Source organism: Myxococcus hansupus, from assembly GCF_000280925.3.
In the GTDB taxonomy this organism is placed as follows: Bacteria; Myxococcota; Myxococcia; order Myxococcales; family Myxococcaceae; genus Myxococcus; species Myxococcus hansupus.
On record NZ_CP012109.1, the window covers coordinates 2,914,942 to 2,938,876 of the forward strand.

The window sequence follows — 23,935 nt, forward strand, 5'->3', positions numbered from 1 at the left end:
TTCTGATGGACGACACGCTCTACAAGTCATTCCTGGACGAGCTCCAGGCGCTGGAGAAGTTCCGGATGGCGTACGCCGCGTTGCACCCCGCGGCGCCGCTGGACCGCGAGGACCCGGACGTGCGGCGTCTCACCGAGGCGCTGGCGCTGTTCACCACGCGCACGCGGCTGGCCGGACAGCGCGCCCTGTCGCGCGGAACGATGCGCTTGTTCCAGCAGCACTTCGCCTACCTGCTGAACCCCGTGCCCGCCATGGCCATGCTGCGGGCCGTTCCCGATGCCCGCTTCGTGGACGCCGCGGAGTTGCCTCGCGGGACGCAGGTGGTCCTGAATCCTCCCAGCGGGGGCACCTCCGCGGGGCCGCTGACCTTCCGGACCCAGGCGCCGCTGCGGCTGCTGCCCATCCGCCTGGGCCAGGTGCGCGTCGAGCGACAGGGCTCGGAGGCCAGCCGCCTGCGACTGACGTTCGAGAGTGGCTTTCCTCGCAACGATGCGCCCGGTATCCTGCGGCTGTATGTCAATCACCTCAACGATTTCCGAGCGTCGCTTGCGGTGTTCCACCAACTGAAGCACGCGCTGCGCACGGCGAGCGTCACCTTCGACGCGCGGGACGCCGAGGAGGGGCGGACGGCGGGAGGCGGAGCGGCCAGTCCGGTGCGGTTCGGTGCGCCTCGGCTTCCGCCGACGGACGCGGAGTCCTTCGAGCACCCGTTGCAGCGGCTGCGCTCCTTCATCCACTTCCCCAGCAAGAGCTCTTTCTGGAGGTGCAGGTGCCGGCTCCGCCGCGCAACTGGCGCGCCTTCTCCGTGTGCTTCGAGTTGGACGGGCGGTGGCCTCCTGAACTCGTGCTCACGCCGGAGACCTTCGTACTGCATGCCGTGCCCGTGATGAACCTCCAGCGGGGAATGTCGAACCCGGTCGAGCACGACGGGACCAAGGAGCGCCACAGCGTGCAGCACCCGGAGTTCGCCAGTGGCTATCGCGTGCACGCGGTGCTGGGCATCTACCGGATGGATGGCAAGGGGCTGATTCCCATGCGGCCCGGCGCCATCTCCGGCGGCCCGGGGACCTATGAGGTCGAACACGAAGGGCAGGGGCGGGGCCGCAAGACGTGGCTGTCATTGGAGCTACCAGGCGCGTTCACCCAACCGGAGCGGGTTGCGGTTGAAGCAAGCTGGCACCAGCCGCTTCCGGCGCAGTTCGATGCGAGTGGCTACCGGGCCGTCCTGGCGGACCGCTTCCTGGAGGGCGTGCAGTGGAGTTTGGTGGGCGCCATCGTTCCAGGCACGGACAGCGCGCTGGAGCACACCCAGCAGGGTTTGCTCCAGTTGCTGGCGCTTCGCAACCAGCGCTTCCTGGGGCTGGAGGACCTGGTCTTCTTGTTGGAGTCCCTGGGCATGCGGGAGCAGCGCCACTTCCGTGAGCTCGTGAAGCACCTGTCCGCCGTGAAGGCGTCCCCGAAGCCCTTCGCGAAGAGCGCAAGTGGCTTCAAATACATCTATCAGCTCACCCTTTCCGACCTGGACCCTTCGCTGCTCCCCGCGGTGGACCTGTTCTCGGAGCGGTTGCTGGAGCTGCTCGGGGCCTGGAGCACCGAGGAGGTGGTGGAGCTGGAGGTGAAGCTCTCCCATCTGGAGAAGCCGCTGCGGTACGTGCAGCGCGGTGGCTGACACTCCCAACGCACCTCTCAGTACACATCCTTCAACGTCTGAATCGGAAATAATGCCATGTTGCGTCGAAATATTGATGCCGTGATCCGTCGCGCCATCAGCCACGGAATCATCCGGATTGATTATGAGCTTCCGCAGAGCTTCGATGGAATCTACGGCCAGCATCTGGATACGGCGCTCATGTTGTTGGAGCGGATTCATCATGGTCTGACGATTCGAAAGATGATGTATGATCATGCCGACCTCTGCCAGACTCCGCTTGCGGAGCAGGCTCGGATGTATCCTAAGGGGGAGCGGGGCTCGAAGCCCGAACGCTACCAGCGAAAGGGCTTGGACAAGCTTGTGTTGGCCGCGAAGGAACTCCCAGTTGATAAGTTGGATTCGATTCACAATCCAAACATCATCGTTAATTGTGATTCAGGGACGGAAGGAGAGCTTGGCTGTGAACCTGGATACATCAAGGTCTACCAAGCGGTCTACTGTGCATCCTACGGCGCCAACAACTACAAAGACGTCTACGAAGTCCATGAGAAGGGCGCGAAGCGGATTGCCATTTGTCCCGCGGCGGGTGGTAAGTGCAACGTCAGCATCGGGAACCCATTCAGGATCGTGGGTTGGTATCTGAACTACATGAATCAAGGCTCCAAGGCGCCGTTGATTCGGATGTGGGAGATTCCTGCGAAGTACTTCGTCAATACCTTGCTGCGATATTGCGGTACCGAGAAGCAGATCAAGGACATGGGGAAGAAGGACCAGTACTTCGTCGAGATGTGTGACCACAAGGCTTCGAACCAGTTCGGCATCTGGACGCACGCCGTGGTCAAGACGTCGAATACCTATGACCTCCAGGGCAACCGGGTCCAGGAGGGAATGGTGCCGACTCAGGTCGGAGCTGAGTTCATCAGGAACAGTTGCCGGCTCGTCACCTACTACGATCCCAGGGGAGAACATCAGCCCGCCAAGCGGGATGGGGAGGCTCGGGATATTCGTCGCCTCTTCGAGCATCTCGCTATTCCCACGACCCTGGTCGATCGCTTCCACGACTTTGGCATGAGTTTGAGCGACGCGGCCGGAAACCTGACGATGAACGTGGAGGCCAGTGAACATGATCAGCGTCTGCTCGAGGTGATCGAGCTGATCCAAAGTGACGAGCCGGAGACTCGCGATCGTATTGCTCAATTGGATAGGGAGTCCTTGAGGGCTTTCGCGAGCCTGCTTAGTTACAACAATCTTAGTCCGCAGCAGTTCAATAGGTCGTTGCGATTCACGCGCACGGGCTTGGGGATCGAGAATCTGCGCCGGGAGACCCGTTTCATGGTCGAGGTCTATCAGGGGACCGGCTGGCGATACGCCGTGCAGTATGTGGTGTCGGAGATGTTGGCGGCAATGAATCCCGACGTGCCGCTTCCCGACGAGATCGAAGAAGCGCTACCTCCGGCGGCGGCCAGGTACGGAACCTACAACAATGTGCTTGGTATCATCAGTGGAAGGATCGGTCAGGCTCAGCATTCCGTGTTTGTGATTGATGCGCTGAATGTGATCTTGCGGCCGCTCTGTAGCGGTGGAGGTGTATTGAAAACGGGGCGGAAGAAGATTGGATATGATAATTTCCAGGTCTCTCTCCTGGAAGATCATAGGTTCGAGATTGGAAAGTCCCATCGGGTGGACCTCAAGGGGCATGAGGACAGGCCTGATTCCCTGGATGGCCATGCTGGCAGTGGTTTTGTTCGGGTTCAGGAGGCGGGGTTCGGTGCACCGCTTGGCAACGGAATCAAGACCAGCAACAAGAACGTCCAGCTCAACATCCATGAGCCGTTGGTGGCGCGTCTGCAGGAGCGAGGCATCCCCATGATGGGAGGCATCTCTGGAACGACCCGGGATATCTTCGCCACGTTGCAATCGATTTTCAATGACCGCACGCATGACCATTGGCAGTTTTTCGCAGTGGTGGCGGCCTTCATGATCAAGCACCATTATCACAGTCTCGTGGAGTGCTTCATCGCTGCGTACCAGGTTCGGAAGACAGGAACGCTGGTGCTCAAGGCCGAAACGGCCGAACAGTTCTACGGCATCATCCAGAATTTGACCGATGTGGACATCATTGAGATGGACTGAGGGTTTGGGAGGGGAAAATGCGTTACGATCGTTTCTGGGACGTTCATGTAACGGGTTCCAACGGCTGGTATGACTTCGCGGGAGCGATTCCTGAGATGGCCGATTACACGGCCAACAAGATGGGGGGCTATCTGAATGCGCCAGGTTCGGTTCGCCTGATTGCTGCCCCCATGCCGAACGTGCGCGGAGTTCTCAATGCCGCGCCTCTTCCGGGGCCGTTGCCTGACCAGGGGTACGTCGCGTCAGCGGTGAGCCTCACCGACATCCAGAACCAGACGGTGGCGCCGACGGTTCAAGCGATTCTGAGATGGGTGGGAAACTCCTACCACTACGGCAAGATTCGAATCAATTGCCACGGAGACACGGACGGCGGGCTGATGTTCATGCACACCGACGCGGCGCATACAAATCCAGACGTGTGCTTCTTCGGAAGTATCGCCGAGTGGCTCGTGGCAAATGGACTGCCCAAGGTCGCGCTGCGTTCCATGTGGCGCAAGTTGGGCAAGAACTGTGGCCTTGCGACCATCAGCCTCGCGGTGTGTCATTCCTCGAAGGCGCGAGGCTCACAGGTCACTCTCTATCCAGACACCATGTCGGGCGTCGAGCAAATCGTCGCTCGCTTGCAGGAGCACGGCTATTCCGGGATCGCCGTGAGTGGCCACGATGAGCCTTTCACCGCGGGACTCGGCGCGGCGGCTCAGGGCTGGGTGGCCGCGGAGCTGGCCGAGGCGCATGTCGACGGCCTGGCCTGGTGGGACCCAGCGGTGACGCAGTTGGCCACGGCCCAGGTGAATTCGCTGCAGCAGCTCGGAAACCTGGCGAACATTCCCCAGCCGCTCGTGCAGCAGCTCACGGCCGACATCAACAATGCGCTGCTTCACAACGGGGTTCGCAACGCGCTCATTCAGGGCTTCACCGAGCAGTACCGGGCGATGACGGCCGCGAGGATGGCGAACGCGCAGCCCGGTCAAACCCTTATCAGGGACGCGACTTCGGGCCAGTACGTGCGCTTCGCCCATCACGCCGGGAAGAAGACGACCCTGGCCTGATGCCTTGGTCACGTCGGGCCTCAACCTGCCTCCAGGGCGGGTTGAGGCGCTCCGTGGGTGAGCGGTTCATCCCACTTGCTCGCGTTTCTTCGTGCGGTACCGCGTGAAGGCATCCGTGGAGGACTGCTCGACCAGCTTGCGGATGGTGTCATGCATGAGCTTCAGGACCTCCTCGGGCTTCACGGCGCCCTGGGTCAGCAGCTCCATGCCCATCTTCTGCGCGAGGTAGGCGCTCATGACCGGATCCTCGACTTCGGCCGAAAGCTTCTCGTACTGGCTGACGGTCTCCGTCTTCACCCGAGGCATGTCGAGCGCGGCCTGACGCTGCTTCGTCCAGCGCACGTAGGTCGCGAGCGCGCTGCGTCCACTCTGCCGCTCGCTCTCCCACATGGCGTCGGCGAGCGCCTGAAGGTCGTCGCGCCACTTCTGGAGGTCGTCGGACGTGCGTGCGGACCCGAGCGCGCCCTCGTACCTGTCCCGGTAGAGCTGCTGCATCCAGGCGGTGAACGCAGCTTCGTCCAGGGGCACGCGGTAGGTCGCTCCTGGAGCCTGCCGGCTCTTGGCCTGGCCCGGGAGCGTCAGGAGGTAGGGGGGGGCGGAGAATCCCTGTGGCAGCTCGAGGAGCTCCTCTCTGCGCTGCCGCAGGGCGTCCCGTGCGAAGCGCCCCAGGTCGACGGTGCCTGCGTCCTCGTAAGCGCGGAGGTCGTCCTCCGTGGCGGCCAGGACCTTTCCTAGCGGGGACCAATAGCCCAGGACCGTGGGATTTCCGAAGAGCGGGGGCGGCGGATAGCAGTCCTGGATGCGCTTCTTCCCGTCCCACTTGCTGAGGGTGATGGTCATCCAGGCGTCCACGAGCGCGTGGCAGACGCGTTCCCAGCTCTTCGGTGTCTTGGGCAGCGCCGCGATCCACGGCGTTCCCAGGTGGAGCTCCAGGACCTTGTAGAGGACGTAGCAGTCCATGATGAGCGCGCCCCGCTGCGCTCCCTGGGCCGTGGTGTTGAAGAAGTGCCCGAACGTGAGCTTCTGGCCCAGCATCCGGAAGATGCCATGGCGTCCTGTCAGGTACTTCTCCGTCCGACTGGCCTTCGTGAAGCCGTGTGAGGCCACGCTCGCGTCGGCATCCTTCACGACGTGTTTCGTGACGGAGTCGACGTCCAACTGGGCCAGGGCCTCCTCGAAGTCAGACCGGTACGTCGCCATCTTCGCCTTGAAGATGAGGATCTTGTCGACCCGGGATGACTCCCATCCCAGCGCCTCGTAGACCCCCCGGGCCTCCGGGGACATCTTCCGCTGCGTCTCGATGATCTTCGGATCCTGGATCCATTTGCGCTTGTGCCAGCCCGCCTGGAGTCGGTTCGTCTTCTTGTCCCTGAGCGCCTCGTCGACCTCCTTGTCGCCGAGCGCCATGCGCTCCACGCCCGCTTTCAGGACCTTGAAGCCACCGAGGTTGGCGATGGCCACGCCGAGCTGCGGGAGCTGGACGTTGTCCGCGAAGGCGGCCAGGGCGTAGGGGAGCAGCGCGGCATCGCCGCCCTGGCGGATTTCGTCCAACTGGCCGAGTACCTGCATGTAGGTGGACAGCATCACCGCGCGGTCGACCTCGGCCATGTGGTCCTGGGTCGCGCGCTCGGCGGTGGCGTAGGTGATGGCCTCCAGTTCCGCGCTGGGGCCCGGCCGGTCTCGATCAACGACCCCTGACAGGGCATTGCCGGCGTCCGCTTCCAACTGTTTGAGCAGGTTGCCGTTGCCCTTGAAGAGGCTGGCCCCCGTTCCCCGCGCCGCGAAGGGGGTGAAGGCGGCGTTGGAGTTGACCAGGACCGGGTTGCCGTCGGCATCGACGACCGTGCTCATGGAGTTGACGCTGTTGCCGCCGAAGAAGGATGGCATGTGCGGGATGTTCTTCAGCTCGCTGTCGGAGCTCCGCAGGAGCCAGAGGGCGGACGCCAGGGACTTGTTGCGGAAGAGCTCCAGCGTCGCCTTGGCCGTGGGCCCGCCCGGGATGCTGTAGGCGGCGGCGATGACGATGTCGGCGACGGCGGCGATCGCGAAGTCGATGCGATCGTTCTTCATCTTGTCGATCTTCATCGCCTCGCGCAGCCGGGCGATGAGGCCGTCGGTGTTCTCCTTGCAGGCATTGATGGTGCTGACGAGCCGGTTGCTCATCTCCTCGGCCACCTGATTCTCCGAGATGCTCCGCTTGAGTTTGCCCATGGTTCCTTGGAGGTCGCTGCTGTCGTCGAGAGGGGACGTGCGGACTCGCGGCTCAGTCGACGTTCACGACCGTCTGGCCGGGGTTGGCGACCTCGATGACGCCGCCCCACGCGCAGTTGCACTTGGAGCTGTCATTCAGGGCCGGCATGTTGCCGATGCGGACCTTCGAGCAGCCCGGGCTCCACGGGCCCACCGTGATGGGCATGCACGGCTGCGGCGTCAGCGCCCCCAGCGCCGCCGCGGTGGCAGCGGCCACCATGGGGTTGCTCAGCGAGCGGCACATGCCGAAGGGCGGCACGTTCATCATCGGCAGGCTGTCCACGGTGTTGGCCGCCGGTGCGCCAGCCATCACCTTGTTGAGCGGCAGCACGCCCAGCGGCGCGCTGGCCGCGCCAAAGCTGCACTTCAACGTGGCACCGGACACGACCAGGGTTGCCATCGGCTCATCTCCTCGGTGTTTCGGGGGCACCCGGTCCTCGCGCCACGGCGCCGTGGACGACGTGGGTCCGCAGCGTGGTGAGCGCCTGGAACAGCGGGTCCGACGTCTTGCGGTGCAGGGCGCCCGACAGGTACTGCGCGCGGCACCATGCATCGTCGAGCTGTCCTTCCTGGCGCCTCGGATGCAGGGGGAAGAACTCGAAGCGGTCCGGCAGGAACTCGGCGCCGAGCTGCAACTCGATGCGCCGGCGAAGGTCCGAGAGAGACGGTGCCGCGCCCGCCGGCTGTCCACCCGTGAAGACGAGCAACACGAAGCGATGGGCACCCGCGAGTCCACTCAGGGGCACGGAGAGCAGGGAGGTGTCGAGCGCCGGCCCGGGTTCCTCGTGGAGTGCCTCCGTCACCTCGGCCGCGGGGAAGACGCGCCCCTCGCGCCGTGCCTCCAGGGTGCCCGCGTAGTGGTACTGCTCGCGGAAGCGGGAGAGCACCACGTGGCCCTGGGGCCTGTCCTCCGCGGGGAGCAGGGTGAAGATTCCCGTGTCGCCCGCGGCCTCCTGGCCGCTCTGGTTGAGGTCGTGGAGGGCCCAGGCGCGGCCGGGGGCTGGCGGTGCCTCGGAGTGGATGTCCCCCACGCGCCGCTGAGAGCAGAGCACGGCGCCGCCCGCCGCCGCGTCCACGAGCACGTTGGCGCAAGGCACCGAGGACACCCCGCACTGCTTCACCCAGTCCCGCCAGGACTGCCAGTCCAGGGGCGCCTCGGGGTTGCGGAACCAGTGGCCCACGCTCTTGAGCGGGGTGCGGGTGCGTGCCAGCAGGTCCCGCAGGGCCGGCGTGACGCCGAGCGCGCGCACCGGGTGGTCATTCAGCAGGGCCGGTGCGGCCTCCAGGTCCGCCATCTCCACATGCAGATAGCAGGCGCCGCGCAGCAGCGTGGCGAAGAGCAGGGCGGGCAGGTGCTGGAGCGGATGGAATCCAGGGGCGGCCAGGTGTTCTCCCGGTGCGAGCCCGAAGGTGAGCAATCCATCCACCAGGGCGCCCCGCCAGGCGTCCTCGGCTCGCAGCGCCACCGGCATGTGGGGTGGTGCCGCCAGCGGCGAAAAGAGGAGGCCCACGGTCTCACCGGGCTTGTACGTGTAGGAGGCGAGCGCCGGGGTGGTGGGGGCCTGGGACGACAGCAGGCACTTCGCGAAGGGGCCGAGCAGGGGCGCCTGATGTGGCTCGGCGGCGATGTGCTGGGGGGCCAGCGCCGCCAGTCTGCGCGCCACGAAGCGCCGTCCTCCGGGCGGCAGCAGGCTGATACAGGCGCCGAGCCCGAGCGCGGCCGCCAGGCTCACCAGCAACTCGGGACCCGGCGGGAGCAGCAGGCACAGTCTGGAGCCTGGCTTGACGCCTCGCTGGGCCCACGCCGTGGCGCGCCGGGCCGCCTGTTCATGGAGCTGGCGATAGCTGAGCGTCTGCCAGCCTCGGGCCCGCTCGAAGCTGCGCAAGGCGATGCGGTCCGTGGTGGCGTGGCGGCCCACCAGGTCGTGGAAGAAGTCGTAATGCTGGCCCGCGCGGCTCTTGAAGGGAGCGCCTCGGCCCACGTGGGCGGGCGCCAGGGCGGCGGCGAATCCCTCGGGGTCGCTCCAGCTTCGCGAGTGCCAGTCGGACACTCCTCCAGGAGGCACGGTGCCCGTCGCGAACTGCTCGAGGATGACGCGGACGTCGAAGGACATGGCAGGCGGTTACGGGGCGGGGCGTTCGGCGCGGGCCGAGGGGAGGGGCTCGGAGGGGAGGGGCTCGGAGGGGAGCAGCTCCCGCGTCGGCACGGGCATCGCGCCGTCCCGTGGGGGCTCCTGCCGTGGGGGCTGGTGTTCCTCCAGGCGGAAGTGGGGGACGGGTTCCGGGAGCCGCTCCATCCGGGGAGGAGGCTCGGTGCGGAAGCTCACGCCCATGAGCACGCGCACGATGGGGGTGCCTGGCGTCGCGCCGAAGCCCGGTCCCCCCCATGCGAACAACTCCAGCTCGTTGGACAGCGGCAGGTGGCCGCCAGCGAGCAGCTCGACGGAGGGTTGCCGGGAGTCGGCGGCGAAGGCGCCTCGCAAGGCCAGCTCGCCCCTCAAGCCCTTGCCCACCGTGGCGACGCTTGCGCCCATGCGGACCTCCAGCGTCTGGTCCGAAGCGGCGGGCGTGGCCAGCGGGTCCCGCGAACGCAGCAGGACGCCCGCATCGAGCGTGGGGTGGAGCCAGCCCAACTGCGTGCCCACCGTGGCCCGCGCCCGGAAGCGCATCCCCGCGTCGCGTGCCAGGGCTTCGGCGCTGCCCACCGGCAGTCCCGCGGCCAGGTCCAGGGCGAGGTCCACGGGGTGCTCGTCACGCCGGGCCAGCAGCCCCAGCCGGGCTTGGAGCACGGGCGTGCCGAGCCCCTGGGACGCCGCGGGTTTCAGCCCCACGAAGCCCAGGTCTCCGCCCTTCTGCCAGAGCACCACCGGTAGGATCGCCCCCACCTCCAGCCAGGGAAGGACACCGTAGCTGCCCGCGAGCACGGCGGAGGCGCGGCTGCGGAGCATCTCCGCCCGGTTCTCGCCATTGCGCAGCACGAGCGGGAGGTGCTGATAATGGCCGACCATCCCCACGCTGACGCCGCCCGGCACCAGCAGCTCGCCATTGCCAGACACCATCGAGCCACGGCCGGGGTTGACTTCCAGTCGCTCCAGCTCGAAGCCCGGCAACGCCGGTTGAGCCCATGCCACCGAGCAGCCCAAAAGGGCCGTCGTGACGGTTCCTCTCAACAATGGGGGGGCATTCATGTCAGACGCTCTGACCGCGTTCCGGAAGGGTTTGCCGGTGCGTCAGCTCACGTCAGAAAGATACAGGATGACGCAGGTGAAAGACAGTACCCGCAGGGAGGCTTTGCCCGACCCAACCTCCCTGACTGCAAGCCTGGATGCCCGCTCGGCGAGTTCCCGGGCGAGGCGCGGTCGCAGTTGACATTGGGAGGTCTGGGGTGACCCGTGAACGGGGTGGTGAAGAATTTGTTTGTCTTTGACGGATGAGGCTGGGCGCCAATCCGCTCGAATGTTTTTCAGTGACGTCCCGTGTCCGGGCTCCCTGGGGAAGAGCGAGGACTTCCCGACCCGCATTCCCATGCGCTCGGAGTTGTTGAAGCGCTGCGATGTATTGCATGGCGTGACGATTTCCCGTCGTGGCAGCCCCTCGCCGGATTGCATCGGTTCGGGTTGCGACATTCCGCGAGAATGGGTCGACCAGTTCCTCCAGCGGCATCACCAGAACCGTTTCCCCGTGTGCTCAATGGCCCGCTTACCAATCTCGCGCCGCGCCTCGCGAGGCTGTGTGATTAAGCTCTGCCTTGCGGTCTGTTTGGACGACTGCGTGATAGGTAGACGGGTTGATGAATAGAGTGGACTGACATCCGGTCGACGCGAGGTCGTCCAACAACGAATAGCGCTGATACGTGCTTCGGTCTTGAGCGGCGCTGGGGCGGAAGTGAGGCTGTACCGGCGGGCCTACGGGAACGTCACGCCGGAGAGCGTGATGGCGCGCAGTCCGCCCGGCCCCCACAGCTTCAGGGTGTAAGTGCCTTTGGCTGCATCCGGCGTTGCTTCCGCTTCCACCACGACGCGTCCGTCCGGGTAGCGAGAGATGGGGGCCTTCTGCCAGACCGTTAATATCTTCAGCGATGCGCCTGTCCTGCTCACCAGCGACGCGCCTTCCGCTGACCAGGGATTGGCGGCATCAGGGTTCTCAACCTCGACCGAGATGGCCACGCGGGCAGGGGCGCGATAGCTCCATGCCCGGTGTGCCCAGAGTGCATTGCCTGGATGTTGGTGGAGCTCCTTGTTGACCAGGAGGAACTTCGCATCGACGCCTTCCTCCTTGATGATGCCGGTGGCCAGGAGGCCCGCGATGCCCGCTGGACCTTCGTGCTCTGCGCGCAGCCGCGCATTCTCCTCGTGGCATTGCTGGGTCTCCGATCGGGCCGCCATCGCCTCTTGCTGGTAGGACTCCGCCGTACGAGGTTGACGCCACACCTCGATGAGTCGCTCGGCACGCGCGGGGTGGGCGACGAGGACAAATGCGCCACCGCGGGGGACCGAACCGTCCTTGAAGAGCACTGTCAGTCGCAGGCGCTCGCCCGGCAAGACTTGCTCCGAGGGCACCAGCCGGAGCGTGTTCCGCCCGATGTCCACGAGCGAGAAGCGCTTTTCGCCCTCGAGCACGACCTTCGCCGGATCGAGGGCGGCGTCGAACTCGAAGGTGGTGGATACTCGCGGGCTTATCTGGACCTCGGTAGGCGGCATCGCCTCGGATGGCTCCGCCAGGAGTTCGACACGGCGCACCTCGGGGCTCGCGGCCGTGGAAGGCTGTTGGGCGGTCGCGGCTCCAGAGAGGAGCATGAGCACCGCGAGAAGGGCGACAGGTGACGCGGGCACGGTCGGTCCTCACTCGAAGCGGCGCACAGCCTTCAGATCCATGCTGGAGTAGACAATGGCGCTGCCGGGGTCACTGATGGGCTCTCGCTTCAAGAGACCGAGGCGGGCGTCCTGTGCCTCGACGAATTGCACACAGACGGGGATCCGCTCGTTCTCGGGCGTACGCGCCTCGGTGAGCCGTCCGTAGACCCGCTCCGGGCCTACGAGGAGCTGCCCGGAGAACAGCGTCCCCGGTGGCATGCCACCCCAAGTGGATACCATGCGAACCGTCGTCGTGCCCTCACGGACCTTGATGAGCCCCCCGCCTTTGCCGGGGCTCAGGTCGAAGGTGGTCAGTGGCCGCTCGAGTCCGGGAGCGAAGAGGCCGAGTTGTTCCATGGCCTCAATGGCTCCTGGAGGGCAGTCCTCGGGAGCCGGCGTCGGGCGCACCTCGGCACTGGGGCACGCCATCGACAGGCAGGCCGCGACCCCCAGGCCCAGCGTCTTGCCAACGGTGGTGCCCCGGCTGCGTTGCGTCTCGGGCTGGGGGAGCATGCCGGTGTCCTTCATCATCTTCACGGAGACCTTCTCCTTGGAGTGCGTCGCGGGAAGGGCGACGGCCGCAAGGGTGGAGGCTCCATCGAGCGGGCCTGCGGCCTCGTCAGCTTCCAGTGGCCTCCAGGGTGCCGCCACTTCCTGACCGGGAGCCCAGGACGTGATGGCGAAGGCGGGCGCTACGGGGGGCGTTTCCACCGCGACCTCGGCGTGCGGAGCGGAGGGCATCAGGCCGCGCGCGAGCACCAGCCCGCCCACGATCAAGACCATCCACGGCGCCATCCAGGCCGCCACGCGCAGGGCCTTGGCGCGTGCCACGGGAGGCGGCTCGAAAGGGATGGCCGCTGCGTTCGAAACGGAGTCATGCGCATCTTCGCCGCGTGGCGGACGCGGTCCACGGCGAGGCCGGGCCTTGCGTCGCTTCAGCCACTGCGCCAGCTCGTCTTCGACCGCTTGCGGCGCCTCCGCGAGCGTCGTCGCGGTGTTCGCGCCATGGGCGTCGCAGAGCTTCACGTCCCAGTCTTCGTCCGCCTGGGCCAGCAGTCCCTCCAGCTCCGCGCACAGCGAGCCGGCGTCCGGGGGCCGCTCCTCGGGGGCCTTGGCCAGCAGGCGCATGCACACGTCGCCGAGGGCATCGGGAACGAGCGGGTTGAGCGCCTGGGGTTTTCTGGGCGCGCGGTTGAGCACGGCCTCCACGCCCTCGGCCTCGGCCGGATGGAAGGGCCGGCTGCCCGTCAGCAGCCAATAGAGGACGACGCCCAGCGCGTACAGGTCATCCGAGGGGCCGGGCTGGTAGGCGCGGCCATGCGCGTCTCCGTGTTCCTGTTGGAAGCGCCAGGCCTCGGGCGCGCGGTACTCCAGGGTGCCGGGCGGCAGCACGCCGCCGGTGATGCGGGGGGCGCTCTCGTACCCGCCCGCGCCGAAGTCCACCACCACCGCTTCGCCGTCCGCGTCGCGCACGACGACGTTGCTCTCCTTCAAGTCCCGGTGCACCACCTTCGCCCGGTGCGCGGCGCCCAGCCCGCGCGCCACGCCAAGCACCTTGCGCAGGACTTCTCTCGCCGAGGGGTTCTCCTCCTCGGCCCACACGTCCAGGCGGCGCCCCTCCACGTAGTCCATGACGATGAAGAAGGACTGGGGCGCTTCGTCCGGCCACTGGCCGTGTCCACGGATGCGCACCAGGTTGGCGTGCTTGAGGCGCAGGAGGATGGCCACCTCGCGCTCCGCCCACGCGGTCAGCCCCCAGAGGGGGATGAGCTTGAGCGCGGAGCTCCGCGCGCCCCGTCGGGCGCGGTACACGGCGCCGAAGCCCCCGGCGCCCAGCCGCTCCTCCACCAGGTACCCGCCAACGTCCGTGCCCGGGGGCACGACGGGATGCAGGCGCGGGCTCACGAGTCCTCTCCTTCGTCGGTCCTGGACATGCGCTCAACGGGCAACGGAACGCGGAGGCGTTCACCCCGCGAAGCAGCGCGGGACGGCGATAGACCTTGGACGGATACCATGGTTGAACCTGTTGAGATATATGCTTGGAGTGCCGTCTCCGCGGCCATCACCTCTTTTCCCAGGTCTCCTCATGTACGCGAAGCTCTCCCAGCGGATTGGAAGCCAGGTCCGCGCCGCCCGGCATCGGGCGGGCCTGTCGCAGGCCCAGGTGGCCGAGTCCATCCACGTGCCGACGCGGGTGCTCAGCCGCCTGGAGCGCGGAAGGTTGCTGCCCAGCCTCCCCACGTTGGTGGACCTGTGCGGCGTGCTTCGTGTCTCCGTGGACCTCCTGCTGAGCGGCGAGGGGCAGGCGTCTCCCGCGCCCGAGGGATCCGGCCCGTAGTTGGGGCGGCGCCGTCGACATGGCGGCCAAGATGCGGCAGGAAGGGCGTTCCCGAGTCGCGGGCTTCGTGTCCGCGCCAGCCCGGGTCCTCGGTGTTCCTGGTGCCCCGACGCATGAACGAAGAACTGGCGACCCGCATTGGAAGTGCCGCCCGGGAGGCCCGGACGCAGCTCGGGCTCACGCAGGCGGAGGTGGCCGAGAAGCTGGGCCTGGCGCACATGGTCTACAGCCGCCTGGAGCGCGGGAAGATGCTGCCCAGCGTGCAGACGTTGCTGCGGATGTGCGCGGTGCTGCGCATCGGCTCGGATGCGCTGCTGGGGCTCGCGGACGCGGAGGAGGGAAGGGAGGCGCGAGGCTCGGGCGGAGCGCCCAGGCTGCGGCAGCTCACCGGCCTCGCGCGAAAGATGGACGATGAGCAGCTCGACGCCCTGGTGAAGGTGGCCCAGGTGTTGCTGCGTTGACGCGGCGCCTGTCCGCCCGAGCTCACTTCGTGATGGGCGTGGGCATCGCTTCGTCGGCGTCCAGGCCTTCGGGGAAGATGCCCGCTTCGTCCAGCTCCACCCGGTCGCGCAGGACGGACGCGTCCGACATGAGCCGCGCCAGTTCCTCCGCCGCCTCCTTCCGTCCAAAGGGCTGGGGCTGCGCCGCGAGCGCCGCGCGAAGGGCATCGCGCAGCTCGGCGGCCGAGGGGTATCGCTCGGAGGGCTTGCGCTGGAGGGCCCTGTGGAGGATGGCCTTGAGCGCGTCTGGGAGGCCCGCCATCGCATCCTCCACGTCCTCGGGGCGGTAGCGGCTGACGGAGGCGATCATCTGCGTGAGGGGCACGGAGGGCGCTTCCTCCGTCGTCACAGGGTGGGCGCCAGGCCCTTCGAGACAGACGGGAGCGCAACGGACGCGCCAAGGTGGACGAGTGGTTTCGGGAGCGGCTGACCTGCGTGTTGGAGGGCGCGCCCGAGGACTGGGGCTGGTGCCGTCCCACCTGGACACGCGAGTTGCTGTGCCAGCAAATGGCTCGCCGAGGACAGGTGCGCGTGTCCGTGGCGACCCTGGGGCGCACGGCGCTCGCGCATTTCGGCGGGCGATTCGTCCCATGCCGTGTGGGAGACGTGCAGCCCCTCGATGCGGACGGTACTGTCGGCAGTGGCCTTGCGGCGCTCCGGGCGCGTCTTCGTTTTGTCGTGGCTGGGCACGCCGTCCTTCTCCCCCGCGCACCGAGGGGCAAGCCACGCTGCTGACGGTCGCGGTGGCCTACTCACCACGACAGCCTCCGCGTCCGTGACCTATTTGTCTGTGCTATCACGATTTGCGTGAAGCCGAATCGCCACCAGCGCTGCGTGAGTGCCGTCCTGCTGCTCGCCGCGGGCGGCTGCGGCTCTGCCACGGTCAGCACCGTGGGAGCGAAGCCCTCCGCGAAGTGGGTGGGCCCGAGCATCCCAAGCCCGGCCGGCGGCACGGTGCAGACGACCATTTACTATGGACCCTGGCTGTGCAACGCCGCGTTGATGGCTCGCTGCGAGCGTCGCTGTGTGGCCGAGGGGCACGTTCCGCTGCTTGGCTGCATCTGGCTGGCGGACATCAAGGGCGACTGGCAGGGGCGCTTCATGGCGCTCCCGGCTGCGGCTGGTGGGCGCCTCGCCGTCACCCACTGCTGCTGCGACTACCCCAAGGTGTCGGACCTCAACCGTCGTCGCGAGACATGGGAGGACGCACGCAAGACGTTCCGCAGGAAGTGGAGCTCGGAGTTCGGGGACTGGCCGAAGACGGAGACGGAGCACTGGCCCGGCCACCACATCTTCGACCTGGCGCACGGAGGTGCCCCCCTGGCGCCCGACAATGTGATTCCAGTCCCCCCCGGTGTGCATCGCGTCATCAACAGCGCCTACCCAGCTTGTTACGACGTGGCTGGCAAGTGGCGAGCCGTGGGGCCGGAGCGGCCCTACGTGGACTGAGGCGACCATGCCCATCGACACCCTGCTTGCTGAAGTCTCGCGACACCACTTCCCCAACCCTCCTGCGACGCCTGCCCAAATCGCGGCATTCGAGGCTCGCGTGGGGTGGAATCTGGACGCTGACTTGCGAGCCTTCTACCTCCACTGCGACGGAGCGGCGCTCTTCGAGCCCGTTCCCGACGCGGACTATCGGATTCTCCCGCTGGCGGAGCTTCGCCGTGCGCGAGTCGCCATCTTTGGCCGCGACGAGGACGCCTACGGCTCACCGTCGCTGTATGCCCTGGTCGACATGCAGGACACCAACTACGTCGTCATCGACGTGGCGTCGAAGGCCTCCAGGTACCCGCTGTTCGACGCCTTCCATGAAACGTTCCCGCAGGCGGATCAGATTGCACCGTCCTTCGAGGATTTCCTCGCACGGGCGCTGAAGAGCGGCGGTCGCTCCTTCTGGCTGGGGGCGTAGGGGAGAGCGAGTCTCCCGTGTTGATGGTCACCAAGAAGCGCGGAGTTCTGGTCGTGGGCGACCAGGCGTTCAGGAACTGCGAGTTCAGAGGCCGCGCAGGGCGCGGGGGAGAATCTCGCCGGCCTCTACGCCCTGGTGGCCACCTGCGAGGCCAACGGCGTCAATCCCGAGGCGTACCTGGCCGACGTGCTGCTGCGGGTGCAGACGCATCCCAACTCACGCATCCGGGAGCTGCTGCCACACGAGTGGAAACGGCGACGCATCGCCGAGCCGCCCGACGTCGCGCTCCAGCTTCAGCCCAGTCCCTGCACACCTCCCGCGTCGCGGCGCTCGCCGAACACGGTCCTCGTCCGTCCGCAACCGCTCACGCCACGTCGTTGCCCGGACGGTTAGTGCGCCGGGATAAACCGGCATGGAGTAACGGATGAAAGAGCCGTACATCAAAGGGCCAGCCACCCACGATGGCCCCGAGTCATGCGCAGGCGCTCGCGAGGGTGTCGGCGAAGCGTTGACAGGGGAAGGCGCAGGCAGGGTATCGAGCCGCGAAAACAGGACATCCAGGACGCCGACGCTGTTATCCGAAGCGGAAGGCAACACGCCCGAGGGCGCCATGGCGAGCCCGAAGACGGTGTCACGTGGGAGGCCTACCGCGAGGGGCTGGAGGACAACCTCCAGTCGCTCCACGGGCGGCTGCACCGAGGAGCGTACCGGGCGAGGCCCTCACGAAGGGTGTACATCCCCAAGGCGGACGGGCGGCAGCGACCGCTCGGCGTCGCTGCGCTGGAGGACAAGCTTGTCCAGCGCAGCCTCGTCAAGGTGATGAACGCCGTCTACGAAGAGGATTTCCTCGGCTTCAGCTACGGGTTCCGGCCAGGGCGCAGCCAGCATCATGCGCTGGATGCGCTCGCGGTCGGTCTGCAGCGGATGAAGGTGAGCTGGGTGCTCGACGCGGACATCCGTGGATTCTTGGATGCCATCGACCACGGGTGGATGCTGAAGTTCCTCGAGCACCGGATTGCGGACAAGCGGGTCCTGCGCCTCATCCAGAAATGGCTGGGCGCAGGAGTGATGGAGAAGGGGAAGTGGATGCAGACGGAGGAGGGAACACCACAGGGGGCCACCATCTCGCCCCTGCTGGCGAACATCTACCTCCACTACGTCCTCGACCTCTGGGCCCAGCAATGGAGGAAGCGGTGGGCGCGCGGCAGCATCATCATCGTGCGCTACGCCGACGACTTCGTCGTCGGGTTCCAATTCTACTCGGATGCCGAGCGGTTCCAGGTGGCGCTCCGCGAGCGGTTGCGGAAGTTCTCCCTGGAACTGCACCCCGAGAAGACGCGACTGCTCCTCTTCGGGCGGTACGCTGCGAAGATGCGGGAGGAGCGTGGACTCGGTAAGCCGGAGACCTTCGACTTTCTCGGCCTGACGCACATCTGCGGCAGGACGCGAAGCGGGAAGTTCCTGCTACGTCGGCACACGATGCGGAGGAGGATGCGAGCGAAGCTACGCGAGGTGAAGGCCGAGCTCCAGCGACGCAGGCATCTCCCCATCCCGGAACAGGGGGCATGGCTGCGCGTAGTCGTACGCGGCTATTTTGCCTACCACGCAGTACCCACCAACATCATGGCGCTGTCGTCCTTCCGGACTCAGCTCGCCCATCTCTGGCACCGGGCGCTGCAGCGCCGCAGCCAGAGGGCTGGGATGAACTGGGGCGAATGAACCAGCTCGTGGTGCGGTGGATTCCACCAGCTCGCATTCAGCACCCCTGGCCCAATGAGCGACTCAACGTCATCACCCGAGGCAAGAGCCCAGTGCGGTAGTGCCGCACGCTGGGATCTGTGCGGGGGGCGGGCCGCAAGGCCCGTCCCTACCGCGACCGCTACGTCACGCCCGAGGACAGGCACTTCGGCCGCGAGGGCGCGCTGCTGGCCCGACGCCACCAAGTGTACCAACGCGCCAAAGCCCGTCACCTCGAGCGATGGATCCGCGACACGCGCGACTGGACGCCTGCGGGCCCCGTCCGCCTCGGCCCCTCTCTCAACATCACCCCGCCAGTGCAGGAGTTGAAGCTCATCGGCTGAATCCTTTTACGCGACATCTACCTTGCCGCTCACCGGTTTTACTTAACTTTGAACGGTGATTTATTCATTGTCGGTGGTCACCCACAAAAGCGGGAGGCTCGCCGGATTTCGCTTGATTGCGATTTGTTGTTTTGAGCGCGCCTTGTTGATGCATTCTGTCCAGGCAATCGCCTCAATGGCGGATATGCGACTAGCCTTGCTTGACGCTTCCTCTTTTTCTCGCCATCTGCTTCCACTGGCGTCTAAAAAACGAATCGGAATGTTGTCGTGAGCGAGTTGATGAGCGCCGCTTCTGAATGCTGCATTCTCCACAATTAGGCGGCTTGCACGACTGATGAGTGCATCAAACCCGATGGCGATTCCAAGTGCCGCCTTATGGAATGAATCCAAATCGGACGTTGCGATATCTGCGTCTGGTCTATGTGCGGCTCGGTTGCGTGTACGAGATGCGGTTCGGAAAGAATCTTCAAGGCCAAGAGAGGGCAAGCCAGTTCGGCCAGCAAATTTGCTAATGTTCCCCCATCCATCCTTGATTCCAAATGCGCCAAGGATTTCCTTGATGTCATTGCTGTTGATGTTGGACTTGTCGTGTGCGAATGAAAGTTCTGCGAGTTCGTAGGTCGAGCGCGATGTGCTGGCGATCTGGCTTCCGACTCGCTGTATAAAGGATGTCACGTCCTCGCCATTTCGGCTGCGGAGGTCAATTTGAAAGCTAAGTGCCTTGATGGCCCCAAACGTGCAGCTTTCTTGAAGGCGAACAGGAAGATCCGAGAATTTTACTGGAGAGCCTGAGATTCTCCCTAGGATCTCACTTGTCCGGCTTCGAATGAATCCTTCGAGCGACGAAAATCCAACCACTGCGAGCCCGTTTCGAAGCAGGCGTGCTGTTTCATTGTGGTCGGAATCTGTTAGGGCCTTGTCGACGAGTGAGTCAGCGGAAAGCGCGCGGTGGAATGCGGCGAGTCGTTCGAGAAAGCTCCCCCTGGCGATTGACACGAGTGCCTCCTCGCTTTTACTGACCAGCAAGCGCCACTAGCATTTTGTGAATGGCGTTGATCCGGTAATGGACGCGTGCAGGAGTGTTCGTGCCTTGCCGCACTGCTGATTCAAACTGAGGGTCCTTAAATAGAAGTTTTGTTTCTTTTTGGACCCTTAAGTGATGTTGCTGAAGTTTGGTTATTTGTGAGTCGCTAGCCAGATTCACTCCTACCATCTCTGCGTCATACATTCCCGCTAACATTTGATCGCGCCAACTGTCGTTGGCAGGTCGCTTAAAAGCGTTCTTGCCCCAAAGAGATGCACACGCGCTAATCGCTCGTTCGAACCTCTGCTCTAGATCGCCAAGGCGACTCTCGTTTGCATGGCTGTTGGCGGCCATGAATTTGTCCATCGAAAAACGGAAATCTCCAGAGAATGAATTCCAGCTCTCCGATAGAGTCAAAAACCTCAAGACAAACTCCGCGTCTGCCATCTCGCGATAGGCGGCTGATTTTTCGTCTTTGATTTTGAGTTGTTGTTTTAGGAAAGAGTTTCTTGAGAGCTTGTATATTGACTCATTGAGGGCTCCGCGGAAAATTACGTTTCGGATCTCTTGTGCGTTTAGCGGCTCTCCTCCTGAGTTTAGTCTTGTGAATACTTCGTATTTCAGCTCGGGCGAAGATTGTTTTAAAAGCGTGACAGCTCGAACGTACGGTCGGACGCGGAGGGCGTTTACTAGTTGAGGGGGGAGTTCGGATGCTTTCAGTCCATTGAGTTCATGGAAGTAGTTGAGAGGGGAGAGTGTGAGTTTGTTTCTCATGAAGGCATGTATTGTCGTGATGCGCTGCTTTCCGTCGATGACTGAGTAAGTTCCGAAGTCCTCTTCTGCTAAGTAGACAGGGGGAACGGGGATGTTTAGAAGGAATGATTCTATCAGGGCGGCTTGCTGTTGATGTGGCCATCTCTCTCGACGTTGGTATCCGGGCCTAACGTCTATGGCGCCGGCCTCGACCATGCTTGCAATTGTTTCCAGTGAAAGATCTGATGCTTGGATTACTAGGCGATCTTGGGCTGATTCGAACTTGCCTATGATTGACTTGGCGTTAGTGTTCATTGGGTTTGATGTGTCCAGCGAAGCTTGATTGGGTCGTTGGCTGCGGATTCCGAATGGGGGCAGGGTAGGTGTCTCTATGCAACCGCTTTTGCTACAGCGGCTAGCATTGGGTCGTGGCTTCGCTTAAGGGGCTCTAGCCAATGACGAGCTTCATCGCCGGGAAGTACGCTCGCGGCCCAGACTACGGCTCGCTGGGCCCAAGGCCCCATGTTGCCGGCAACTTCTTTTTGCTCGCGAATATAGTCTGATCTTGCATGGGCTTGTGCGAGAAGGGAGAGTGCGCGGTCACGGAACACAGGTGGCGCACGATTGGCGAGACTCATTGCGCGTCCAGCTTCGCATAGTTCTGGTCGCTCGCAGAGGGCATGGAGAACCCAAATTTGTACAAAGGGGAGTGAGCTTTTTTCTCCACCTGTAGCGAAGTTGACTAGGGCGGATCCGATTTCCTCTGCGTTCTTTTCGTTGGTTACTCTTAAAAGAAAATTGATTACATCGGGGAGTACGGTCGCGAGTTTCTCTAGGCTGGAGAGTGTCTTGGGAACGAGAGCGCGAATTCTCTTTTCGGCAGCGACCCGGTAAATCCAGCCGACATCATAGACGCGAACGGTCCAGGAATTGTCGAGCGCTCTGCTTAGTAGGTCTGTTAGGGTTTTTGCTAGCGCTTCTGTTTTTGATCCCATGTTTTTGGTTGCGGATGGATTCATGCTGGCTGCGCTTGTGAGTTGCATGGCCTCCATCGCTTCGGCCATCTCTGCTGTGTCGAATAGCTCTTTATCGTGAAACTCCATCGCGCTGAGGATTGCCGTCTTCTTGGATTGGAGAGCCAATCGGTGGGCTGTGTAGAGATAATACGCTAGATCGTGGAGCGCTTGGGTCGCTTCTGACCTGGAGTTGACGAAGATTCGAAAGTCATCAAGGTAGCGCACGTGTGTGTAGCCGCGCCTAACCAGCATCGAGTCGACATCATTCAATGCCGCTTCTGCGAGAAGTCGACTTGCATTCGGACCAATTGGAAGTCCACGTGAGTTTTTTGCGTTCAGTCCCATTAGGAAACGTTCAATGTTCTTGGCGCGGTTTGAATTGACGCCGGCACTTTCGAGAGCGTTTCGAACTCTGTGAAGATAGATGTGATTGTAGAAATCCGCGATATCGGCGACTACGACATGGGAGAAATTCTTTTCTTTTACAATCTCTCTCGATCTTCGATGAAATCCACGCCACGTCACGGCAGGATCGAATAGCTGACCATTGTCGGTTAGTGAAACCCTGTACGAGAAGACCCGTCCATCTGCTTGAGGGTGCCGCATGGTTTCGATGGCCTCGGCGGCTTCCCGAGCTATTGCGGCGTAGATGATGCTATCCCATGGGTTCAGTTGTTTTATCGCGCGAAACGCCGCATCTCCTTTAGGTGCGAGGACTAAAAGTGGCGTGCTAGGCGAGTGCTCGGCGAGGTTCACCTTCTGGAATTCAGGCATCGCTGCGCTCCACGAAGCCCTCATGGCTTTGATCTCAAAAGGTCGGGGAAGGAAATCCGTGTCTCCCTGAACTTCTAGATGCTTTAACGCCCACTCGAGAGACTCAATGCTTAAATTATCCATGCTCATGCGCTTGCTTTAGAGGAGGATAGAACGGTCAGAGGGTATGATGAGCGTACTTTTGACTTTGGGGCTGGTCTCTAGTACGCGGAAGTCTAGGCATGACTCGTTGCGTCGTTTGCGCGGCTCGTGAGTCGATACCTATCGACGCCCTCGAAGAGGAGGGGCGCGGACGGACATGGTTCTTGGGCGGCGCTCACCACCGTGCCGGTTGGGTGCCCCACGAGGTGCCCCCCTTTTGTGAGGAGGGCTGGCAGTATACGCTCCGCCACCAATGTGGGCTTATTCTTTGCCGGGCGATTCCGAAGGGCCAGTTTCGCTCTCATTGAGATCGACTTTCGCTGCGTTGTTTGGCGTGCATGGAGAAGGTCCGGACTCACCTCCCTTTCCAGGGCCCAGTGCATGGGATTCAGTTATTCCTTCTCCCAAATGACAATGCCATGAGGGGGCTGGGCCGATGCTTGGCTGCGCATCCTGTCCTCGCGGAGGTTTATGATGATGATCTGGGCACCCCAGCGTGAATGGTGTATTGCGAAAGGTCGTAGGAAAGGCGGACTTTGAGGCCTGCCGCACTGATTGGGGCCACTTGGGCACCCGTAAAGTGGCACCACGATACGTATTTATCTATGGGATACAGGACGGTCGCACGCGCGTATGTGGCGGTAGGGCACGGGAATCGAACTCGCCAGGGACGCCTCTCGGCGCCCCTCTTCAGTTTTGAAGACTGAGCCGGCCACCAGGTCCGGAGGCCCTACCGTCTGCGATTACGCCGAACCCTTTGGACCCCGTCAACCTGGGTCCGTCGTGCTACCGGGCCTTCGTCTCCGCCTTCAGCCCCGGCAAGCCCATCACCAGCGTGGACACCAACACCTGCGTGAGCTCCTCCGCGGGCGAGCCCGGGAACCCGCTGCACGTCAGCTTCAACGCCACGATGCCGTGCACCCCCGCCCACAGCACCTCCGCGAGCTGGTCCGGCCTCGTGCCTTCCTCGAGCCTCCCGGCCTCCAGCAGGTCCACGAACACCTGCACCAGCACCCCGAAGGACCTCGGGCCCGGGCCCTCCGGATTGTCCGCGAACAACGCCGTGGAGAGCTTCGCGTCCTCCATGAAGATCAGCCGGTACGTCTCCGGGTTCTCCAAGCCGAAGCGGACGTAGGCCTTCGCCAACTGGGGCAGCCGTTCCAGCGGGTCCTCCACCTGGGCCGCGGGCTCCAGCACGGCCAGCAGGTCCTGGAAGCCGCGGACGCACAGCTCCTTCGCGATGGCCTCCCGGTTCTCGAAGTGGAGGTAGAGCGTCGCGGGCGCGTACTCCACCGCGTCCGCCAGCTTGCGCATCGAGAGGGCGGCGAAGCCCTCGCGCATCACCATGTCCCGGGCGGTTCGCAGAATCTGCTCGCGCAGCTCCGCCCGCTGCCGCTCCTTCCGCTCCGCGATCCCCATGTTCACACTGTAGGCCTTGACGGAGAGAACGGCCACCAGTA

At 64.1% G+C, this 23,935-nt stretch carries 20 protein-coding genes, 1 tRNA gene and 1 pseudogene; 10 read left to right on the forward strand and 12 right to left on the reverse strand.

Translation table 11 applies throughout. From position 1 onward, the window contains the following. Positions 1 to 5: 5 nt before the first annotated feature. Genes A176_RS11600 through A176_RS11615 form a run of 4 tightly spaced genes read left to right on the forward strand, consistent with a single transcriptional unit; the run spans position 6 to position 4,833 of the window. Positions 6 to 887, forward strand: a complete 882-nt coding sequence (locus A176_RS11600; protein ID WP_049872277.1) for a type VI secretion system baseplate subunit TssF — start codon at positions 6 to 8, stop codon at positions 885 to 887. Continuing rightward, positions 770 to 1,669 (forward strand): type VI secretion system baseplate subunit TssF, encoded by a 900-nt coding sequence (locus tag A176_RS11605; RefSeq protein WP_158513086.1) that lies wholly within the window; start codon positions 770 to 772, stop codon positions 1,667 to 1,669. Before A176_RS11600 ends, A176_RS11605 begins: the two co-directional genes overlap by 118 nt. A gap of 57 nt (positions 1,670 to 1,726) precedes the next feature. Next, entirely contained in the window at positions 1,727 to 3,784 is a 2,058-nt protein-coding gene (locus tag A176_RS11610) for a hypothetical protein (protein WP_002639482.1), read from the forward strand. 17 nt (positions 3,785 to 3,801) lie between these two features. Next, positions 3,802 to 4,833: a hypothetical protein gene (locus A176_RS11615; RefSeq protein WP_002639481.1), complete on the forward strand. Its 1,032-nt coding sequence runs from the start codon at positions 3,802 to 3,804 to the stop codon at positions 4,831 to 4,833. A 66-nt stretch (positions 4,834 to 4,899) separates the two neighbouring features. Here the strand turns inward: A176_RS11615 and A176_RS11620 are convergent, their stop codons facing one another. From A176_RS11620 to A176_RS11645, 6 genes are all read right to left on the reverse strand, one after another. After that, positions 4,900 to 7,044, reverse strand: coding sequence for a hypothetical protein (locus A176_RS11620; RefSeq protein WP_002639480.1), 2,145 nt, complete (start codon positions 7,042 to 7,044; stop codon positions 4,900 to 4,902). A gap of 52 nt (positions 7,045 to 7,096) precedes the next feature. Beyond that, positions 7,097 to 7,483, reverse strand: coding sequence for a DUF4280 domain-containing protein (locus A176_RS11625; RefSeq protein WP_002639479.1), 387 nt, complete (start codon positions 7,481 to 7,483; stop codon positions 7,097 to 7,099). Between the two features lie 4 nt (positions 7,484 to 7,487). Continuing rightward, positions 7,488 to 9,197, reverse strand: a complete 1,710-nt coding sequence (locus tag A176_RS11630; protein WP_002639478.1) for an AMP-binding protein — start codon at positions 9,195 to 9,197, stop codon at positions 7,488 to 7,490. A 9-nt stretch (positions 9,198 to 9,206) separates the two neighbouring features. Then, positions 9,207 to 10,271, reverse strand: coding sequence for a hypothetical protein (locus tag A176_RS38650; RefSeq protein ID WP_144429530.1), 1,065 nt, complete (start codon positions 10,269 to 10,271; stop codon positions 9,207 to 9,209). Between the two features lie 717 nt (positions 10,272 to 10,988). Beyond that, a complete protein-coding gene (locus A176_RS11640; RefSeq protein WP_002639476.1) occupies positions 10,989 to 11,915 on the reverse strand; it encodes a DUF2381 family protein in 927 nt (308 codons plus the stop codon). 9 nt (positions 11,916 to 11,924) lie between these two features. Then, positions 11,925 to 13,841: a serine/threonine-protein kinase gene (locus A176_RS11645; protein ID WP_002639475.1), complete on the reverse strand. Its 1,917-nt coding sequence runs from the start codon at positions 13,839 to 13,841 to the stop codon at positions 11,925 to 11,927. A gap of 181 nt (positions 13,842 to 14,022) precedes the next feature. Between A176_RS11645 and A176_RS11650 the strand changes: the two genes are divergently transcribed. Both A176_RS11650 and A176_RS11655 read left to right on the forward strand, forming a co-directional pair. Continuing rightward, entirely contained in the window at positions 14,023 to 14,274 is a 252-nt protein-coding gene (locus A176_RS11650) for a helix-turn-helix domain-containing protein (RefSeq protein WP_002639474.1), read from the forward strand. 113 nt (positions 14,275 to 14,387) lie between these two features. Beyond that, positions 14,388 to 14,735 carry a helix-turn-helix domain-containing protein gene (locus A176_RS11655; protein ID WP_002639473.1) on the forward strand — a complete coding sequence of 116 codons (348 nt, stop codon included), beginning with the start codon at positions 14,388 to 14,390 and terminating at the stop codon, positions 14,733 to 14,735. Between the two features lie 22 nt (positions 14,736 to 14,757). On the opposite strand, the gene A176_RS11660 is transcribed toward A176_RS11655, so the two are convergent. Continuing rightward, positions 14,758 to 15,099 carry a hypothetical protein gene (locus tag A176_RS11660; protein WP_002639472.1) on the reverse strand — a complete coding sequence of 114 codons (342 nt, stop codon included), beginning with the start codon at positions 15,097 to 15,099 and terminating at the stop codon, positions 14,758 to 14,760. A 482-nt stretch (positions 15,100 to 15,581) separates the two neighbouring features. On the opposite strand from A176_RS11660, the gene A176_RS11665 reads away from it, so the two are divergent. From A176_RS11665 to ltrA, 4 genes and pseudogenes are all read left to right on the forward strand, one after another. Beyond that, the gene (locus A176_RS11665; RefSeq protein WP_063787447.1) at positions 15,582 to 16,223 is read left to right on the forward strand and encodes a hypothetical protein; all 642 of its coding nucleotides are present in this window, start codon (positions 15,582 to 15,584) and stop codon (positions 16,221 to 16,223) included. Between the two features lie 7 nt (positions 16,224 to 16,230). Further along, entirely contained in the window at positions 16,231 to 16,686 is a 456-nt protein-coding gene (locus A176_RS11670; RefSeq protein WP_021780894.1) for an SMI1/KNR4 family protein, read from the forward strand. Between the two features lie 102 nt (positions 16,687 to 16,788). Continuing rightward, positions 16,789 to 16,959 (forward strand): annotated as a pseudogene (locus A176_RS11675) (transposase domain-containing protein); the annotation flags it as partial. 201 nt (positions 16,960 to 17,160) lie between these two features. Further along, positions 17,161 to 18,405 (forward strand): group II intron reverse transcriptase/maturase, encoded by a 1,245-nt coding sequence (ltrA, locus tag A176_RS11680; RefSeq protein ID WP_021780895.1) that lies wholly within the window; start codon positions 17,161 to 17,163, stop codon positions 18,403 to 18,405. Between the two features lie 422 nt (positions 18,406 to 18,827). Here ltrA and A176_RS38655 read toward each other — a convergent pair whose 3' ends face one another. The 5 genes from A176_RS38655 to A176_RS11695 form a co-directional block, all read right to left on the reverse strand. Next, on the reverse strand, positions 18,828 to 19,763 hold the full coding sequence (locus A176_RS38655; protein WP_144429531.1) for a HEPN domain-containing protein: 936 nt from the start codon (positions 19,761 to 19,763) through the stop codon (positions 18,828 to 18,830). A 16-nt stretch (positions 19,764 to 19,779) separates the two neighbouring features. Then, entirely contained in the window at positions 19,780 to 20,859 is a 1,080-nt protein-coding gene (locus A176_RS37925; protein WP_226994285.1) for a DUF262 domain-containing protein, read from the reverse strand. A 74-nt stretch (positions 20,860 to 20,933) separates the two neighbouring features. Beyond that, entirely contained in the window at positions 20,934 to 22,463 is a 1,530-nt protein-coding gene (locus tag A176_RS37930; protein WP_082282726.1) for an RNA-directed DNA polymerase, read from the reverse strand. A 648-nt stretch (positions 22,464 to 23,111) separates the two neighbouring features. After that, positions 23,112 to 23,210 (reverse strand) — tRNA-Sec (locus tag A176_RS11690). Between the two features lie 51 nt (positions 23,211 to 23,261). Beyond that, positions 23,262 to 23,894 (reverse strand): TetR/AcrR family transcriptional regulator, encoded by a 633-nt coding sequence (locus tag A176_RS11695; RefSeq protein ID WP_193409857.1) that lies wholly within the window; start codon positions 23,892 to 23,894, stop codon positions 23,262 to 23,264. Between the last annotated feature and the right edge of the window lie 41 nt (positions 23,895 to 23,935).

Excerpts from the sequence above, each read along its gene's own strand:
- A176_RS37930 (WP_082282726.1), bottom strand. The coding sequence starts at position 22,463 with ATGAGCATGGATAATTTAAGCATTGAGTCTCTCGAGTGGGCGTTAAAG.
- A176_RS37925 (WP_226994285.1), bottom strand. The coding sequence starts at position 20,859 with ATGAACACTAACGCCAAGTCAATCATAGGCAAGTTCGAATCAGCCCAA.
- A176_RS11670 (WP_021780894.1), top strand. The coding sequence starts at position 16,231 with ATGCCCATCGACACCCTGCTTGCTGAAGTCTCGCGACACCACTTCCCC.
- A176_RS38650 (WP_144429530.1), bottom strand. The coding sequence starts at position 10,271 with ATGAATGCCCCCCCATTGTTGAGAGGAACCGTCACGACGGCCCTTTTG.
- A176_RS11695 (WP_193409857.1), bottom strand. The coding sequence starts at position 23,894 with ATGGGGATCGCGGAGCGGAAGGAGCGGCAGCGGGCGGAGCTGCGCGAG.
- A176_RS11655 (WP_002639473.1), top strand. The coding sequence starts at position 14,388 with ATGAACGAAGAACTGGCGACCCGCATTGGAAGTGCCGCCCGGGAGGCC.
- A176_RS11625 (WP_002639479.1), bottom strand. The coding sequence starts at position 7,483 with ATGGCAACCCTGGTCGTGTCCGGTGCCACGTTGAAGTGCAGCTTTGGC.
- A176_RS11630 (WP_002639478.1), bottom strand. The coding sequence starts at position 9,197 with ATGTCCTTCGACGTCCGCGTCATCCTCGAGCAGTTCGCGACGGGCACC.
- A176_RS11610 (WP_002639482.1), top strand. The coding sequence starts at position 1,727 with ATGTTGCGTCGAAATATTGATGCCGTGATCCGTCGCGCCATCAGCCAC.
- ltrA (WP_021780895.1), top strand. The coding sequence starts at position 17,161 with ATGCGCAGGCGCTCGCGAGGGTGTCGGCGAAGCGTTGACAGGGGAAGG.
- A176_RS11620 (WP_002639480.1), bottom strand. The coding sequence starts at position 7,044 with ATGGGCAAACTCAAGCGGAGCATCTCGGAGAATCAGGTGGCCGAGGAG.
- A176_RS11615 (WP_002639481.1), top strand. The coding sequence starts at position 3,802 with ATGCGTTACGATCGTTTCTGGGACGTTCATGTAACGGGTTCCAACGGC.
- A176_RS11650 (WP_002639474.1), top strand. The coding sequence starts at position 14,023 with ATGTACGCGAAGCTCTCCCAGCGGATTGGAAGCCAGGTCCGCGCCGCC.
- A176_RS11600 (WP_049872277.1), top strand. The coding sequence starts at position 6 with ATGGACGACACGCTCTACAAGTCATTCCTGGACGAGCTCCAGGCGCTG.